Source organism: Actinoplanes lutulentus (assembly GCF_003259845.1).
Taxonomy (GTDB): domain Bacteria; phylum Actinomycetota; class Actinomycetes; order Mycobacteriales; family Micromonosporaceae; genus Actinoplanes; species Actinoplanes lutulentus.
In genome coordinates this window covers 77527-92831 of record NZ_QLMJ01000007.1, presented here as the reverse complement: position 1 = coordinate 92831, position 15305 = coordinate 77527, and the positions used below count along the sequence as shown (strand labels likewise).

The following is a 15305-nucleotide window of genomic DNA, read 5'->3' as shown; positions in this document are numbered from 1 at the left end:
TTACCCCTTCACCGCACCGGCGGTGATCCCCGCCACGAAGTGACGCTGCAGGAACGCGTAGGCCAGCACCATCGGCAGCGATGCGACGACCACACCGGTGAAGAGCAGCGGATATTCCGTCAGGTACTCGCCCTGGAAGTCCAGGAGCGCCAGGGGAAGCGTCCGCTTGTCCGGGTCGTCGATGAAGAGCAGCGGATAGAGCAGGTCGTTCCAGTGCATCACGATCAGGAAGATCGCGGTGGCGGCCAGCGATGGGTACGACACCGGCACGGCGATCCTCCGGTACGACGCCCACGGGCCGGCGCCGTCGAGCTCCGCGGCCTCGTAGAGCTCGGCCGGCAGCGTACGCATGAAGCCGGCCAGGATGAAGACCGCGACCGGCAGTGTCACCACGATGTTCACCAGGATCAGGCCGGTCAGGCTGTTGCGCAGGCCGAGCCGTTCGAACTGCACGTACTGCGGGATCATGACGGCCTGCGCGGGTACCGCGAGCCCGGCCGCGAAGATCGCGAAGAGGATCCGGGACGGCCAGCGCGGCAGCCGGGCCACCGCGAACGCGACGAGACTGCCCAGCAGCAGGGTGACCGGCACCGAGATGGAGACCACGAACAGGCTGTTGCCCAGCACCCCGAGCATGTCCTGTTTGGCCAGCACGGTGGTGTAGTTGTCGAGCGTCGGGCTCTTCGGCAGCCCGAACGGCGAAGCGAACAGCTCGGGCGTGGTCTTGAAGCTGCCGCCGACGATCACCACGAGGGGTACGACGATCAGCAGGGCGTAGACCCCGAGGACGAAGCGCCTCATCCGTGGACCATCCTTGCCGCGCGGTTCTGCAGGAGCGTGACCGCCGCGATGGCGATCATGAAGATGACCGACTCGGCGGCGGCGTACCCGAGCTGCGAGTTCGCGAACGTCGTGTAGATCCGGGTGGCGAGCACGTCGAGCCCGGACCGCGGCGGGTTGCCGGCCAGGCCGAGGATCAGGTCGAACGCCTTGAACGACTGCAGCGTGGTGTACGCGATCACCAGAGCGGTGGCCGGCGCGACCATCGGCCAGGTGACGTGCCGGAACTGCTGCCACCGGCCGGCGCCGTCGGTCTTCGCGGCTTCGTAGAGCTCCGGAGGGATCTGGTTGATCCCGGCGATGTAGATGACCATCATCTGCCCGGCGTGGAACCAGACCTGCGCCACCGCGACCCAGAGGATCGCGGTCGCCTCGTCACCGAGGTACGCGGACTGGAACCGGTCCAGCCCGACCGCGCCGAGCAGGCTATTGGCCAGACCGAAGTTCGGGTCGTAGACGAACTTCCAGATGAACGCGACCGACACCGACGACAGCACGGTGGGCAGGAAGAACAGTGCCCGCAGCGCGGTCGAGGCGCGGCTGCGCGCGGCGAGCAGGACCGCGAGCAGCAGGGCGAGGGCGGTCTGCCCGACGACCACGGCCAGCAGGAACTTGAGGTTGTTGGTCAGCGCGTTGCGGAACAGGTCGTCGTCGCTGACCACGTCCGTCAGGTTCGACAGGCCCACGTCGTTGAACGTGGAGCTGTAACCGTCCCAGTCGGTGGTGGCGTACCGCAGACCCTGTACGGCGGGCAGCAGGAAGAACCCGCCGTACAGGATCAGGGCCGGCACCGCGAAGAGGAACAGCGTCCCCCGGGTGCGAAGTGACGTCATTTCTTCTGGTCGATCACCTTCTGGGCGGCCTCGGCCGCCTCCTCCGGGCTCTTGCCACCGGCGACCTGCACGGTGGCGTTCTCCACCGCGCCACGGACGTCGAGGTTGCTGAACTGGAAGCGCGGCGCGAGCGCGGTCTTCTTGGTCAGCCACGGCGCGAGCGCCTTGAGGTCAGCGTTGGTGTACTCGACACCCTTGACCGTCACGTGCTGCGAGGTGCCGTTGGCGTACACGCCGGCCACCTCGGGGTCGGACAGGTGCTCGATCCAGGCGCGGGCGGCGTCCTGCTTACCGGACTTCGCGTTCACGCCGAGGATGAACGTCGCGTTGAAGACGCCCTCGTACTTCGCTTTGTCCGCCGTCGTGGTGATCGGGGCCAGCAGGTCGATGCCGAAGGTGGCGCCGAGCTTGCGGACGCCGGCGACCTGGAACGAGCCGGTGCCGAGCAGGCCCGCCTTGCCCTGGGCGAACAGCGCCAGGGCCGCGTCGCTGCTGGTGCCGGTCGCGCCTGTCTGGAAGTACGGCACGAGCTGCTGGTACTGCTTCAGCACAGTGAGGAACCAGTCGTCGGTGACCTTGTTCTCGCCGGTCTCGATCTTGCCGAGCGCGTCGTCGGTCGGCGCGTTGTTGACCACCATGACGTTGAGCAGCTGGCCGGCGTTCGCCGCGTCGCCGCCCGGCCACGCGAACGGCGTGACGCCCTGGCTCTTCAGCTTGTCGAGCAGCGACAGGAAGCCGTCCCAGTCCTTCGGCGCCTCACCGAAGCCGGCCTTGCTGATCAGGTCGGTGTTGGCCAGCGGGGTGTTGAAGACCAGTTGGTACGGGACACCGAGCTGCTTGCCGTCCTGAGCGCCCGCGGTGATCAGGGCCGGCTCGTACTTCTGCACGAGCGCCTGGCCGGTGAGGTCGGCCCAGACGCCGGCCTTCGCGATGTCGAGGAACTGCGCGCCGCGGAACGCGGTGAACGCGTCGCCGACGCTGCCGCCGCGCAGCTTCTGCAGCGCGGTGCTCTGGTAGTCGTTCGACGGCGAGATGTCCTGCCGGACCTTCGCGGCGGAGTAGCCGGCGATGATCTTCTCGAAGACCTCCTTGTCCTCGGCGCGCCAGTGGGCGAACGAGAGGGTGTCATCGGACTTGGCGGAATCCGAGGATGACGAGCCGCCCGGGCCGGCGCAGGCGGCCAGCAGGGAAGCGGCTCCGGCGCCGGTGGCGAGGCGGAGCAGGTCACGGCGGTTCATGTATTCAGTTCTCCTGTGAGGACGAGGATGCAAGAAGGTTGCGCCGGCGTAGCTCGGGGATCAGGCCCTCGCCGGCGTGGTACGCCTCTTCCAGATGCGGGTAACCGGAGAGGATGAACTCGTCGATGCCGAGGTCGTGGTACTCGGCGATCCGATCGGCGACCTCGGTGTGGCTGCCGACCAGTGCGGTTCCAGCGCCCGGGCGGACCAGGCCGATGCCCGCCCAGAGATTCGGGTAGATCTCGAGTCCGTCGAGCGTGCCGCCGTGCAGGGCGAGCATCCGCTGCTGGCCGACCGAGTCGGCCTTGCCGAGCGAGCTCTGCGCCTTCTCGATCTGCTCGGGCGTGAGCGCGTCCAGCATGGAGCGGGCGACGGCCCAGGCCTCCTCGGAGGTGTCCCGGGTGATCACGTGCAGCCGGATGCCGAACCTGATCTCTCTCGATGAGAGGGCGCGCACCGCAGCGATCTTGGAAGCCACCGCGGCCGGCGGCTCGCCCCAGGTCAGATAGACGTCGGTGTGCTCGGCGGCGACCTCCAGCGCGGCCGGCGACGAGCCTCCGAAGTAGATCGGCGGCTGCTCGAACCGGCGCGGGGCAAGGGCTCCGGCGACCTGGTAGTGCTTGCCGTCGAAGTCGTACGGGCCGTTCCACGCGCCGCGGACCACGCTGAGGAACTCGCCGGTGCGCTCGTAACGCTGGTCCTTGTCCAGCCAGTCGCCGAAACGCTGCTGCTCGGCCGCGTCGCCGCCGGTGACGATGTTGAGCATCAGCCGGCCGCCGGAGATCCGCTGGAACGTCGCGGCCATCTGGGCCGCGAGCGTCGGCGACAGCGAGCCGGGCCGGAACGCGACGAGAAACTTCAGGGTACGGGTGTGCTGGGCGATCGCGGCCGTGGTCAGCCAGGCGTCCTCGCACCAGGTGCCGGTCGGGGTGAGTACGCCGGTGAACCCGCAACGCTCGGCGGCGCGGGCGACGTCGATCAGGTACTCGATGTCGGGCTCGCGAAGCTTCTGCTCAGAAAGCGGATCGGTGTGCGTGCTGCGACCACCACGGTCGTCGACGCCGACGATCGACCGGCTGTCACCGGTAGTGGGGAGGAACCAATGCAGGACCACGGGCATGGCCGAGATATTGGCACAATTCCTATCGACCAACAAGGCGATCTAGATTATGTGCACGTGATCACACAATGCCCACAGGTATCGATGCCGTCAGACTTGTGGCCGGGAGTGTGAAGGCGAAGATCGTGCCGCCACCCGGATTGGGCGCGGCCTCGATCCGGCCGCCGTGCCGTTCCACGATCCGCCGGCAGATGGCCAGGCCCAGTCCGGTGCCCGGGTGCCCGACGCCGTTGCTCGCCCGGTGGAAACTGTCGAAGACCAGGGCGTGCTCGCCGTCCGGGATGCCGATCCCGCGGTCGGCGATCTGCACGCGTACGTCGCCGTCCGGCTCGGCGCGGCCGGTGATGTCGATCCGCGGCGCCTGCCCCGGCGGGGTGTACTTGATCGCGTTGCCGACCAGGTTGTCGATCACCTGGCGGAGCAGGACCGGGTCGGCCTGCACCTCCGGCAGCGCGCCGACGAAGATGTCCGGCCGCACTGTCGACCCGTCCGGGTTGTCGGTGCGGGCGGTCACCACGTCGTCGACGAGCGACCGCAGGTTCACGTCGTTCAGCCGGAGCGTGGCGTCGCGGGCCGCCGCGTAATCGAGCAGCTCGGTGATGAGCTGCTGCATCCGGAGCGCACCGTTGATCACCTTCTCCGAACCGCGGCGGGCCTGGGCGAGGGCGGCCGCGTCGTGTCCGGCCTCCAGTTCGTCCAGGGCATCGGTGATCAGCTCGGCGTATCCGCGTACCGAAGTAAGGGGTGATTTGAGGTCGTGCGCGACCACGCCGGCGAAACCGCGCAGCTCGATCTCGACGTTCTTGCGTTCGGTGATGTCGTGGAAGACGGCGACCGCGCCGCGCTCGCCGGCGGACGTCTCGATCGGCTGGGCCGACACGCTGATCACCCGGCCGTCCGGGTGCTCCGGATGCCGGACGAGCATCTCGATATCCCGGCTGCTCTCGCCGCCGAGTGCCTTGACCAGGGGAATCTCGTCGGTCGCGAACGGGGTGACCCCGTCGACGAGGAACAGTCCGTAGTGGTCCTGCCAGCCCTCCACCCCGGCGTTCGGGTCACTCCGGCCCAGCATCCGGATCGCCGCCGGATTGTGCAGCAGGAACTTGCCGTCCGGGCCGACCACGCCGACGCCGTCGCTGATGCCGTCCAGTACGGCGCTCAGCAGCTCGGCCTGCCGCCGGCTCGCGGTCTCACCGGCCCGCAGCTCGGCGGTGGCGGTCCGGACCTGTACGCGTGCCCGGTCCCGGCTGGTGGCCAGCACCCAGACCAGGCTGGTGAGCACGCCGGTGAGCAGGAGGCCGCCGACGATCACCGCGAGCGGGAGAGCGCTGCGCACGCCGGGCAGGGCGGCGGCGTTCGCGGCGACGCGCAGCGTCCAGATCTTGTCGGCCACCGGGATGTCGACAGCACGCTGCAGGTCACGTTTGCCCTTGCCGGCCGCGTCGAGCTCGGCGACCGCCAGCTCGCGCCGGTCGGTGCCGGCCGCGCTCAGTGTCAGGTCGAGCAGGCCTTGGCCGGCGAGCTCGAACGTGTCACCCATGAAGTTCTGCCCGCGTACGCCCAGCACCACCCAGCCGAGGAACTGCTGCTCCGATCCGCGATAGACCGGTGACGCCAGGATGAACGAGTTCTGCCGGCGTTCCGCGGGCAGGGCAAGATCGGTGAGCAGATGATAGGAATCGGACACGGCCACCTGACCACTGCGACGCGCGGCGTCCAGGGCGGACGCCGGAGCCTCGGCCTGTGCCAGGTCCAGGCCACCGGTGGGCCGGGAGTCGTCAAGCGTGGTGCCGGTGACCACGAAGGCGTGGTCGCCGTGCCCCTTCGGGTCCAGCACGAGACCCGCCATGCCGAGCTTGCGCCAGCGTTCCTGGACGGCGGCCACATCGTCGTCGCCGGCGGGGACCACCAGCACGATCCCGTTGGCCCCGGCCAGCCTCATCGTTTTCAGCGGTTGGGTGATCATGCCGAACTCGGGGCCGGTCAGCTCCTCCTGTCCACCGGCGCCGGCCGCCGTGCTGCGCAGGATGTCGACGTAGCGGCGGGTCTCGGTGCGTACCGCGTCGGCGGCCGCCGAGGTGCGCCGGTCCATCTGCACCTCAGCGGCCGCCTCTTCACGCCGGGCCAGGGTGACGGACACGACCAGGGTGACGGCACAGCCGACGACCGCGACCAGCGCGCTGAGGACGGCGGCGCCCGGTCGCTTACGGCTCACACAGGTTTTATCGACGCCGGACGGGGCATGCTGAGCGGCCCGAAAACCGGCCCGGACATGCCCGGTACGCGGCTCAGTGGCGGCGCGGGACCAGCCAGCCGACCTTGCGGACCAGGTCAGCGGTGTTCACCGGCTTCGGCAGGTACTCCTCCGCGCCGGAGACGAAGGCGAGGTCGATGTCGGTCTCGGTGGCACAGCCGCTCAACATGATCACCGGGATCTCGGCAGTGGCCGGGTCGGCGTGCATCCGGTAACAGACGCTCAGGCCGTCCATGCCGGGCATCGCGATGTCGAGCAGGACCAGGTCGGGCCGGGTCTCGGCGACGAGAGTCAGCGCCGTGCACCCGTCCGGCACGCAGATCGTCTGGTAACCGGCCATCTCCAGCTTGAAGCTGACCAGATCCCGGATGCCCTCGTCGTCGTCGGCGACCAGCACGGTGGGCAGGTCCGTACGGAGACGGGCCTGCGGGCGAACGGCGAGGGTGTCGATGATGGCCGTCATGCTGCTCCGATCGTCGAGCGGGCGGCGGCGCCGGAGCGTCGCCGAGGTGATCTGAGCTATCGGCGGTGATCCGGCCGACGCCAGGTAAATGTCGGTTGCCGGCTGGTTGCAGTGATTCCTCGTCGTCAGCTACCCGGTGGCACGGCCGATGGACGGGCATGACCAAGGTGTTCTACGGCATGGCCGGCACGGCGCTGGCCGCGGTGCTCGGCGCGCTCCTGTTCGGTCAGCTCGACAGTGACGGGATCCAGCGGGTCGCCGGCATGTCGATGATCGTCTTTGATCTGGCTTCGGCGACGTTCGCGATCCGCACGAGCCGCCGCGGCGACCTGCACCCGGGTACGCGTCGTGCGTGGCGCTGGATCGCCGCCGCCATGGGGACGCTGGTGATCGCCTCGGTCTCCTTCGCCGTGTTCAAGAGCTGGAGCTCGTTCCCGGCGCCCGGCGACGTGGTGCGGCTCGCCTTCGTGCCGGTGATGCTGACCGGGCTGCTGACCCTGCAGCGGCGTGGCGGCGGCGGACGCTCCCGCCACAAGACGCTGCTCGACGTCGGCACCGTGGTCGCCGGTGGTGCCATGGTCATGTGGTACTTCGCGGTCGGCCCGCTCCTGGACGACGGCCACTCCAGTGGCGCGGCGGTGCTCGGCGCTCTCGCGTACCCGATAGGTGATCTTGTTCTGCTCTTCGGCGTGGCCCTGGTGCTGACCCAGGGCGCCGATCCGTCGGTGCGCCGGCCGTTGCGGCTGATGGCGATCGCCCTGCTCTTCGAGATCTCCGGGAACATCTATCTCGGTTTCCTGCGGGCGCAGGCCGGACTCGTGGGCGCCATCCCGGCGAGCTGGCAGTTCGCCTGCTGGGTGATCGGGCACTCGTTGATCACCGTGGCCGCTTTCGAGCAGTTCCGGACGGCACGCGGTGAGGCGCCGGTGACCGGTTCTGATCGCGAGCGGGTGGTTAATCGCCTGCCGTACCTCAGCATCGGCCTGGCGCTGGCGCTGCTGACCGGCGCCGCGCTGCGGGCCGGGAGGCCGTCCTGGATCGGCCTGGTCCTCGGCTCGGTGGCGCTGACCGGTTTCGTGGTGGCCCGGCAGATCGTCGCGCTCCGCGAGAACCACGAGATGGCGGTGACCGACGGGCTCACCGGCCTGGCGAACCGGTCCCGGCTGGGCGACGCGCTCGGCCGCGCGCTGGCCCGATCGTCGCGCAACGGGCGTGCCGTCGGTGTGCTGCTGGCCGACCTGAACGGCTTCAAGGAGGTCAACGACACGCTGGGGCACGCGGCCGGTGACCGGATGCTGGTGGAGTTCGCCGGGATGTTGCGCCGCTCGGTGCTCGGCAGCGACGTGGTGGGCCGGCTCGGCGGCGACGAGTTCGCCGTGGTGCTGCAGGACATCGGCTCGCGGGCGAACGCCGAGGCGGTGATCCGCCGGCTGCGCCGCGAGATGGAGCTCCCGATCATGATCGACGACGTCGTGGTGCGGATCCGGGCGGCCGTCGGCATCGCGGTGGCGGAGCCGGGCGCGACGAATGCGGACGCGCTGCTGCGCCGCGCCGACGAGGCGATGTACGAGAACAAGCGGCGGATCAAGAGTGGCGTGCCCGGTGGCACCGAGGAGGAGGAAGCGCTCGCGGCCGGTCTCTGGGGCGCCGCCGAGCGGGGTGAGCTGCGCGTTCACTACCAGCCGGTGGTCGAGCTGCCGACCGGTGAGATCAACGGGATGGAGGCGCTGGTGCGCTGGGAGCACCCGGAACGCGGCACGATCCCGCCGGGCGTGTTCATCCCGATCGCCGAGAAGACCGGCGCGATCGAGGAGATCGGCGCGTGGGTGCTGGCCGAGGCGTGCGCCCAGGTCGCCCAGTGGCGGGCCGGTGGGCGCCGCCTGCACCTCGGGGTGAACGCGTCACCGCGTCAGCTCACCGGCGGTTTCGCCGACCGGGTGATCCGTACGCTCGCCGAGACCGGTTTCCCGGCCACCGAGCTGATCATCGAGGTGACCGAGAGCGTGCAGGTGGAGAACCCGGCCGTGGTGGCCGAGCTGCACCTGCTGCACGGGCACGGTGTGCGGATCGCCCTGGACGACTTCGGGACCGGGTACTCCACGCTGCGGTACCTGACCCAGCTGCCGATCGACATCCTCAAGATCGACCAGTCGTTCGTGGCGGTGCTGAACGGCACCGCGAACGGCGCCATGGTCACCGACACCGTGCTGCGGCTGGGCCGGATGATGAACCTGACGACGATCGCCGAGGGCGTCGAGTCGGCCGAGCAGGCCACCGAGCTGGTCGAGCTGGGCTGCCGGAGCGCTCAGGGTTACCACTTCGCGCGGCCGATGCCGGCCGCCGAGCTTACGGCCCTGCTCTATCCGGCCGAGGTCAGCTCGGCGGCGACTTCCTGATCCTTTTCGGTCTGCTTGAGGGAAGCCGCGGTGCTCGTTGAAGCCACTGTGCGGAGCGCGGCGCGGGCGTTGATCTGCTGGCTGGTGACCGCCCGCTCCGACCGGCTCCGGCCGAGGAAGGCGACCGCCCAGCGGACCAGCGAGCTCGCCCGGTTGCGGCCCTTCGGCAGGTACGCCCAGTGCACCCCGAGCCAGAGCAACCACCCGGCGAGCCCGCTCAGCCGCAGTCCGCGCAGGTCGGCGACCGCGGAGAACCGGGAGATCGTGGCGATGTTGCCCTTGTCGAAGTAGTGGAACGGCTTGCCGGCGTTCTTGCCCGCCAGGCGGTCCCGGACGGTACGGCCCACGTATCCGCCGCCCTGGATGGAGACCTGGGCGACGCCGGGCAGCTTGTCGAGGCTCATCAGGTCGCCGACCACGAAGATCTCCGGGTGACCGGGAACGGTCAGGTCCGGCTCGACCAGGATCCGGCCGGAACGGTCGGCCGGCGCACCGGTGGCGTCGGCGATGCGGCGGGCCAGCGGTGCGGCCGCGACACCGGCGCTCCAGATCTTGGTCATCGCGGTGATGCGCTCGGTCCCGGCGCTCGTCTGGACGTCGGCGCCGGTGGCGTCGATGTCCACGACCTTGGTGCCGAGCCGGACGTCGACGCCGATCTTGCGGAGGCGCTTCTCGGCGGCGGCCGACGACTCGGGGGAGAAGGTCGGCAGGACCCGGTCGACCGCGTCGACCAGCACGATGCGGGCCTTCGCCGGGTCGATCCGGCGGTACTCGCCGGGCAGCGTGCGGCGGGCGATCTCGGCGATCTGACCGGCCAGTTCCACACCGGTCGGGCCGGCGCCGACGATGACGAAGGTGAGCCAGCGCTCGGCGGCGGCCGGATCGGTGGCGAGCTCCGCCATCTCGAAGGCGGACATGATCCGGGCGCGCAGCTCGACCGCGTCGTCGATGCTCTTCAGACCGGGGGCGAACTCGGCGAACCGGTCGTTGCCGAAGTACGACTGGGTGGTGCCGGCGGCGACGATCAGCGTGTCGTACGGAACCTGGTACGGAACCCCGTCCGGCGCGGTCGCGGTGACCGTGCGAGCGTCCGGGTCGACGTCGGTGACCCAGCCCTGCAGCACCTCGGTGTTCTTCTGGCCGCGGAAGAACTCGCGGACCGGGGTGGCGACCTCGCCGGGGGAGAGCAGTCCGGTGGCGACCTGGTAGATCAGCGGCTCGAACACGTGGTGGTTGGTCCCGTTGAGGATCGTCACGTGCGCATCGGCCTTGCGCAGCGCGCGGGCGGCGTACTTGCCGCCGAAGCCGGCTCCGACGATGACGACTCGGTGCTGTCCCTGTTCGGTCATCACTTTCACGCTCCTTGTTCCACTTAATAGAACCGCGGAACAGGCGCCGGAAGTCCGTATCTCAGTGATGATGATGATCACCAGGGCCCGGTGTCACATTCGGTTTGGTCATCTCGTCACGCGAAAAGGCCCGCCTTCCGTGAGGAAGGCGGGCCGTCTCCAGGGCCTTACTGGACCACGAAGAGCAGGCGGTTCGGGGAGCCGGTGCCCGGGCTGGTCACCACGTTCGGGGTGGAGTTGGTGATCAGCGAGGACGCGACCTGGGCCGGGGTGTAACTCGGGTTGCGGGAGAGCACGAGCGCGGCGGCGCCGGCCACGTGCGGCGCGGCCATCGAGGTGCCGCTGATGGTGTTGGTGGCCGAGGTGCTGGTGTACCAGGCCGAGGTGATCGACGAGCCCGGCGCGAAGATGTCCAGGACGCTGCCGTAGTTGGAGTAGCTGGCCCGGGCGTCGGTGCTGGTGGTCGCGCCGACGGTCAGGGCGGTCGCCACGCGGGCCGGCGAGGCGGTGGACGCGTTGGCGTTCGAGTTGCCGGCCGCGACCGCGTACGAGACACCGGAGGCGATCGAGCTGGCGACCGCGTTGTCCAGGGCGGTGCTGGCGCCGCCGCCGAGGCTCATGTTGGCGACAGCGGGCTTGACCGCGTTCGCGGTGACCCAGTTGACGCCCGCGATGACGCCGGCCGTGGTGCCGCTGCCGGTGCAGCTGAGGACCCGGACGCCGACCAGCTTGACGGCCTTCGCCACGCCGTACGTGCTGCCGCCGACGGTGCCCGCGACGTGCGTGCCGTGGCCGTTGCAGTCGGTGGAGTTGCTGTCGCTGTCGACGAAGTCGTACCCGCTGACCGCACGGCCGCCGAACTGGCTGTGCGTGTTGAGGATGCCGGTGTCGATGATGTAGGCGGTGACGTTCGAGGCGGTGACCGGGTACGTGTACGTGGTGCTCAGAGGCCGGGCGCGCTGGTCGATGCGGTCGATGCCCCAGGTCGCATTGGTCTGCGTGGCGGCCAGAGAGATCACCTGGTTCTGCTCGACGTACGCCACCTTCGAGTTGGCCGCGAGGCGCTTGGCCTGGGTCTCGGTCATGGTGGCCTCGAAGCCGTTGAGCGCCTTGCCGAAGCTGCGCTTCACGGTCGCGCCGTACGCCTTGGAGAGTGAGGCCTGCTGTGCGCCTGACTTGAGGACCACGATGTAGCTGCCGTCCACCGCGGTCGCGGAGCCGGCCAGCTTGATCTGTCCCAGCACCGGCGCCGCTGCCTCGGCCGGGGTCGCGGCAGCGACCGCACCCAGTGCGAACAGACCTGCGGCCAGGATGCGGCCGTGTCGTCGAATCGCCATCTTCGTTCCTCTCTCACGCCTGCCGGCGAACGTCCCGGGGGGTATTGACGTTCGTCTCTCGGCTCTGGGGAGAGCCTAAACGTGAGTTCACCCTTCATCTATATATCGAAATGGCTATATCAGTTCAGAAGTCCGCCGTAGGTGCCGAACAGACTTGTGTGACGAGGATGTCCGTTCCGAGCACCGTGGGTTTCGCGGCGCTCTACCTGATCGCGCTCCTGGCCGGCCGGCAGACGGTGCTCTCCGAGCTGGACGTGCCGGTGCTGTGGCCGGCCGCCGGCGTCGCGGCCGTGTGGCTGGTGATCCGCCGTGAGTCCCGATGGCGCTGGCTGGACATGGTGGTCCTTGCCGTGCTGACCGTGGCCGGCCTGGTGCCGACCGGGGTGGACCCGGTGGCGGCGGCGATCCACGCCGGCGCGGCCGTGGCGGCCGGCATGACCTTCGCGGTGGTGACCGCCCGGCTGCTGCCCGGGGTCTGGGCCGGCGAGGACGGCGGGCGTCCGCTCTCCAGCCTCGACGACCTGGCCCGGATGCTGGTGGCCGCGACCGCCTCCTCCACCGTGATGGCGTGCATCGACATGCTCGGTGACGGCCTGGCCGATTACGCCGGCGGGATCACCATGTTCGGCATCCGGGTGGTCCGGGACACCGGCAGCATTCTGATCTTCGGCGTCGCCATCCAGCGCGCCTGGTACCTGCTGCGCGGGCAGCACCGGGTCTCTCTCGACCAGAACCGCGCGCTGGAGTGCCTGGCCATCTTCGTGGTCTCCGGCGGGGCGTACTACTACACGTTCGCGGTCAACCACAGCCTGCCGATCGGGTTCGCACTGCTGCCGCTGACCGTGTGGGCGGCGATCCGGGTGCCGACCGCGCTCGCCATCGGCCACTGCCTGATTTTCAGCTGCACCGCCGCGGTCCTGACCCAGCACGGCTGGGGCCCGTACGCCGAGATCACCGACCCGGGCACCCGGGTCCTGGTGATCGACCTGTACGTCGCCATCCTGGCCGTCGTCGCGCTGGCCCTGGCGCTGAGCCGGGACGAGCGCAACGCCCTGATCGGCCGGCTGCAGGTCTCCGAGCAGGAGGCCACCGACAAGGCCGGGATGATGACCATGATCGTCAACTCGATGACCGAGGGCCTGGCCATCCTCGATCAGAACGGCCGGCTGGTGCTGCGCAACCCGGCGGCCGGCCGGCTCCTCGGCAGCGTCAGCACGGTCTCCGGCGGGGTGGCGCTCGGCAGCGACTACGGCTTCTTCCACCCGGACGGCACCCCGCTCGCCGACGCCGATCTTCCGTACGCCCGAGCCCTGGCCGGCGAGGAAGTGCCGCCGATGGACGTGCTGGTCCGCAACGCCGCGGTGCCCGAAGGCCGGATCGTCCGGTTCAACGTGGCCCGTATCGCCATGAACCCGGACTCCCCGGCGCACGTGGTGGTCGTCTTCCACGACGTCACCGCGGACCGGCGGCACCGCGACGAGCTGATGTCGTTCGCCGGGCGGGTCGCGCACGACCTGCTCAATCCGCTCACCACGATCGAGGGCTGGGCCGAGGTCCTGGAAACGGAACTCGCCGGTTACAAGCCGGCCGAGCGGGTCACCCGGATCCAGCGGGCGTCGGCGCGGATGCGGACGTTCCTCAACGGCCTTCTCGCGTACACGGCGGCCCGGGACGGCAAGCTGATGCCGACCACGGTGAACCTGTCGCTGCTGCTCGGCGACATCGTGAACAGCCGGTACGACCAAGCGGACAGCACCGGCACGGCGCCGCCGTACTTCGAGATCGGCCAGATGGAACCGGTCGAGGCGGACCCGGTCCTGATCCGGCAGCTGCTGGAGAACCTGGTCGACAACGCGCTCGGGCCGACGCCGCCCGGTGTCACGCCGTACGTCAGCGTCTCCTGTCAGCCGGCGCGGAACGGGATGCTGCGCATCGACATCCTGGACAACGGCCTCGGCCTGCTGCCGGGCCAGCGGCAGGAGGTGTTCACCAGCTTCCACAGCGGCCGCGACGAGCGCGGCAACGGGCTGGAGCTGGCGGTCTGCAAGCGGATCGTGGAGAGGCACGGCGGGACGATCGAGGCCATGGTCAATCCGTACGGCAGCGGCACCCGGATGTCGTTCACGCTGCCGGTGGGCCGATCGGTGTACGCCCGCACGCTGGAGACCCAGTGGGCCGGCGGGCGGGCCCCGGCCCGCTAACCGGAAGGCACCCGGGCAGTGCCTCACACTCGCACCGCCGCGACCGACTCTTAAGCGAGACAGCACGTTGTGATGGTCGAAGGAGCGCCGAGTTGACGGACGTGTACCAGATCCTGGACACCCCGGTCGAGGACGACTTCGACGACATCGCGGCCCTCGCTGCCCAGTTGTGCGGGACGCCGATGGCGGCGATCAGCCTCGTCGACGGTGACCGCCTGTGGTTCAAGGCCCGGTTCGGTCACGACATCGCCGAGACTCCGCTGGCCGGCTCGATGTGCGAGCGGGCGATTCAGGGTGACGAGGTGATGCAGGTCCTGGACGCGGTGCTCGACCCCCGCTTCGCCGGGCATCCGACGGTCGTCGGCGTGCCGCACGTCCGGTTCTATGCCGGTGCGCCGCTGGTCTCGCCGTCCGGGCAGGCGCTCGGCACGCTCTGCGTGATCGGCCAGGAACCCGGTGAGCTCAACGCGGAGCAGTGCCAGAGCCTGCGGGCGCTGGCCCGGCACGTGGTCTCCCAGATGGAACTGCGGCGGTACGCCCGGGACATGCGTGACCTCACCGAACGGCTGCGTGCCGCCGAGGAGGTCAAGGACGAGTTCATCGCCCGGGTCACCCACGAGTTGCGTACGCCGCTCAGCTCGATCCACGGATATCTGGAGGTCCTTGGCGACCCGGAGCTGCCGGCCGAGACACGGGACGGCTTCCTGGCCCGGGTTCAGCGCAACTCCGACCGGCTGCTCAACCTGGTCGACGACATGCTGCTCGCCGCGCAGGCCGGCCCCGGCAACCGGGCCTTCCACCGGCGTCCCACCGACCTGGCCGAGCTGGCTGCCACCGCTGTCGCCCAGAACGAGGCGCTGATCGCCGCGAAGGGCCTGTCCGTGACGGTCGAGGCCGGCGGACCGGTCCTCGCCGACGTGGACGCTGCCCGGATCGGCCAGGCCCTGGCCCGGCTCGTTCTCAACGCGGTCAAGTTCACCGACAGCGGCGCCATCACGGTCGGCGCGACCAGCCACGAGGGCCGGGCCGAGCTGTGGGTACGCGACACCGGCGCCGGCATCAGCCCGATCGACCGCAGCCGGGTGCTCGCGCCGTTCCGGCGGGCCGGCTCCGCGGAACGTGCCGAGGTGCAGGGCGCCGGGCTCGGCCTGACGATCGTCAAGGCGATCGTCGACGGGCACGACGGCGTGCTCCGCATCGACGGCGAGCCGGGCCACGGCACCACCGTCACGATCGAGCTGCCGGCATCCTTCCGGAGGCCGGAAAGCTGGTGA

At 69.8% G+C, this 15305-nt stretch carries 11 protein-coding genes; 3 read left to right on the top strand and 8 right to left on the bottom strand.

Going from position 1 to position 15305, the window contains the following annotated elements; translation table 11 throughout:
* The 6 genes from B0I29_RS17340 to B0I29_RS17315 form a co-directional block, all read right to left on the bottom strand.
* A complete protein-coding gene (locus B0I29_RS17340) occupies positions 1 to 801 on the bottom strand; it encodes a carbohydrate ABC transporter permease (protein WP_111650032.1) in 801 nt (266 codons plus the stop codon).
* Positions 798 to 1673 (bottom strand): carbohydrate ABC transporter permease, encoded by an 876-nt coding sequence (locus tag B0I29_RS17335; RefSeq protein WP_111650031.1) that lies wholly within the window; start codon positions 1671 to 1673, stop codon positions 798 to 800. The genes B0I29_RS17340 and B0I29_RS17335 overlap by 4 nt, the downstream gene beginning before the upstream one ends.
* Positions 1670 to 2911: an extracellular solute-binding protein gene (locus tag B0I29_RS17330; protein WP_111650030.1), complete on the bottom strand. Its 1242-nt coding sequence runs from the start codon at positions 2909 to 2911 to the stop codon at positions 1670 to 1672. The genes B0I29_RS17335 and B0I29_RS17330 overlap by 4 nt, the downstream gene beginning before the upstream one ends.
* A gap of 4 nt (positions 2912 to 2915) precedes the next feature.
* Positions 2916 to 4031 (bottom strand): LLM class flavin-dependent oxidoreductase, encoded by a 1116-nt coding sequence (locus B0I29_RS17325; protein ID WP_111650029.1) that lies wholly within the window; start codon positions 4029 to 4031, stop codon positions 2916 to 2918.
* A gap of 61 nt (positions 4032 to 4092) precedes the next feature.
* Positions 4093 to 6246: an ATP-binding protein gene (locus B0I29_RS17320; protein ID WP_245972581.1), complete on the bottom strand. Its 2154-nt coding sequence runs from the start codon at positions 6244 to 6246 to the stop codon at positions 4093 to 4095.
* A gap of 73 nt (positions 6247 to 6319) precedes the next feature.
* Positions 6320 to 6748 carry a response regulator gene (locus tag B0I29_RS17315; RefSeq protein WP_111650028.1) on the bottom strand — a complete coding sequence of 143 codons (429 nt, stop codon included), beginning with the start codon at positions 6746 to 6748 and terminating at the stop codon, positions 6320 to 6322.
* A gap of 158 nt (positions 6749 to 6906) precedes the next feature.
* Between B0I29_RS17315 and B0I29_RS17310 the strand changes: the two genes are divergently transcribed.
* Positions 6907 to 9144, top strand: coding sequence for a putative bifunctional diguanylate cyclase/phosphodiesterase (locus tag B0I29_RS17310; RefSeq protein WP_111650027.1), 2238 nt, complete (start codon positions 6907 to 6909; stop codon positions 9142 to 9144).
* Here B0I29_RS17310 and B0I29_RS17305 read toward each other — a convergent pair.
* A complete protein-coding gene (locus B0I29_RS17305) occupies positions 9108 to 10493 on the bottom strand; it encodes an NAD(P)/FAD-dependent oxidoreductase (protein WP_181557845.1) in 1386 nt (461 codons plus the stop codon). The genes B0I29_RS17310 and B0I29_RS17305 overlap by 37 nt on opposite strands.
* Before the next feature lie 167 nt (positions 10494 to 10660).
* Positions 10661 to 11830 (bottom strand): S8 family peptidase, encoded by a 1170-nt coding sequence (locus B0I29_RS17300; protein ID WP_111650026.1) that lies wholly within the window; start codon positions 11828 to 11830, stop codon positions 10661 to 10663.
* Positions 11831 to 11997: 167 nt separating this feature from the next.
* Between B0I29_RS17300 and B0I29_RS17295 the strand changes: the two genes are divergently transcribed.
* Together B0I29_RS17295 and B0I29_RS17290 are read left to right on the top strand one after the other, a co-directional pair.
* Positions 11998 to 14031 (top strand): ATP-binding protein, encoded by a 2034-nt coding sequence (locus tag B0I29_RS17295; protein ID WP_111650025.1) that lies wholly within the window; start codon positions 11998 to 12000, stop codon positions 14029 to 14031.
* A gap of 101 nt (positions 14032 to 14132) precedes the next feature.
* Positions 14133 to 15305 carry a GAF domain-containing sensor histidine kinase gene (locus B0I29_RS17290; protein WP_111650024.1) on the top strand — a complete coding sequence of 391 codons (1173 nt, stop codon included), beginning with the start codon at positions 14133 to 14135 and terminating at the stop codon, positions 15303 to 15305.

What these genes read in the sequence shown, in the direction of transcription:
- B0I29_RS17335 (WP_111650031.1), bottom strand. Translation starts at nt 1,673, where the DNA reads ATGACGTCACTTCGCACCCGGGGGACGCTGTTCCTCTTCGCGGTGCCG.
- B0I29_RS17305 (WP_181557845.1), bottom strand. Translation starts at nt 10,493, where the DNA reads ATGACCGAACAGGGACAGCACCGAGTCGTCATCGTCGGAGCCGGCTTC.
- B0I29_RS17340 (WP_111650032.1), bottom strand. Translation starts at nt 801, where the DNA reads ATGAGGCGCTTCGTCCTCGGGGTCTACGCCCTGCTGATCGTCGTACCC.
- B0I29_RS17315 (WP_111650028.1), bottom strand. Translation starts at nt 6,748, where the DNA reads ATGACGGCCATCATCGACACCCTCGCCGTTCGCCCGCAGGCCCGTCTC.
- B0I29_RS17295 (WP_111650025.1), top strand. Translation starts at nt 11,998, where the DNA reads ATGTCCGTTCCGAGCACCGTGGGTTTCGCGGCGCTCTACCTGATCGCG.
- B0I29_RS17310 (WP_111650027.1), top strand. Translation starts at nt 6,907, where the DNA reads ATGACCAAGGTGTTCTACGGCATGGCCGGCACGGCGCTGGCCGCGGTG.
- B0I29_RS17325 (WP_111650029.1), bottom strand. Translation starts at nt 4,031, where the DNA reads ATGCCCGTGGTCCTGCATTGGTTCCTCCCCACTACCGGTGACAGCCGG.
- B0I29_RS17330 (WP_111650030.1), bottom strand. Translation starts at nt 2,911, where the DNA reads ATGAACCGCCGTGACCTGCTCCGCCTCGCCACCGGCGCCGGAGCCGCT.
- B0I29_RS17300 (WP_111650026.1), bottom strand. Translation starts at nt 11,830, where the DNA reads ATGGCGATTCGACGACACGGCCGCATCCTGGCCGCAGGTCTGTTCGCA.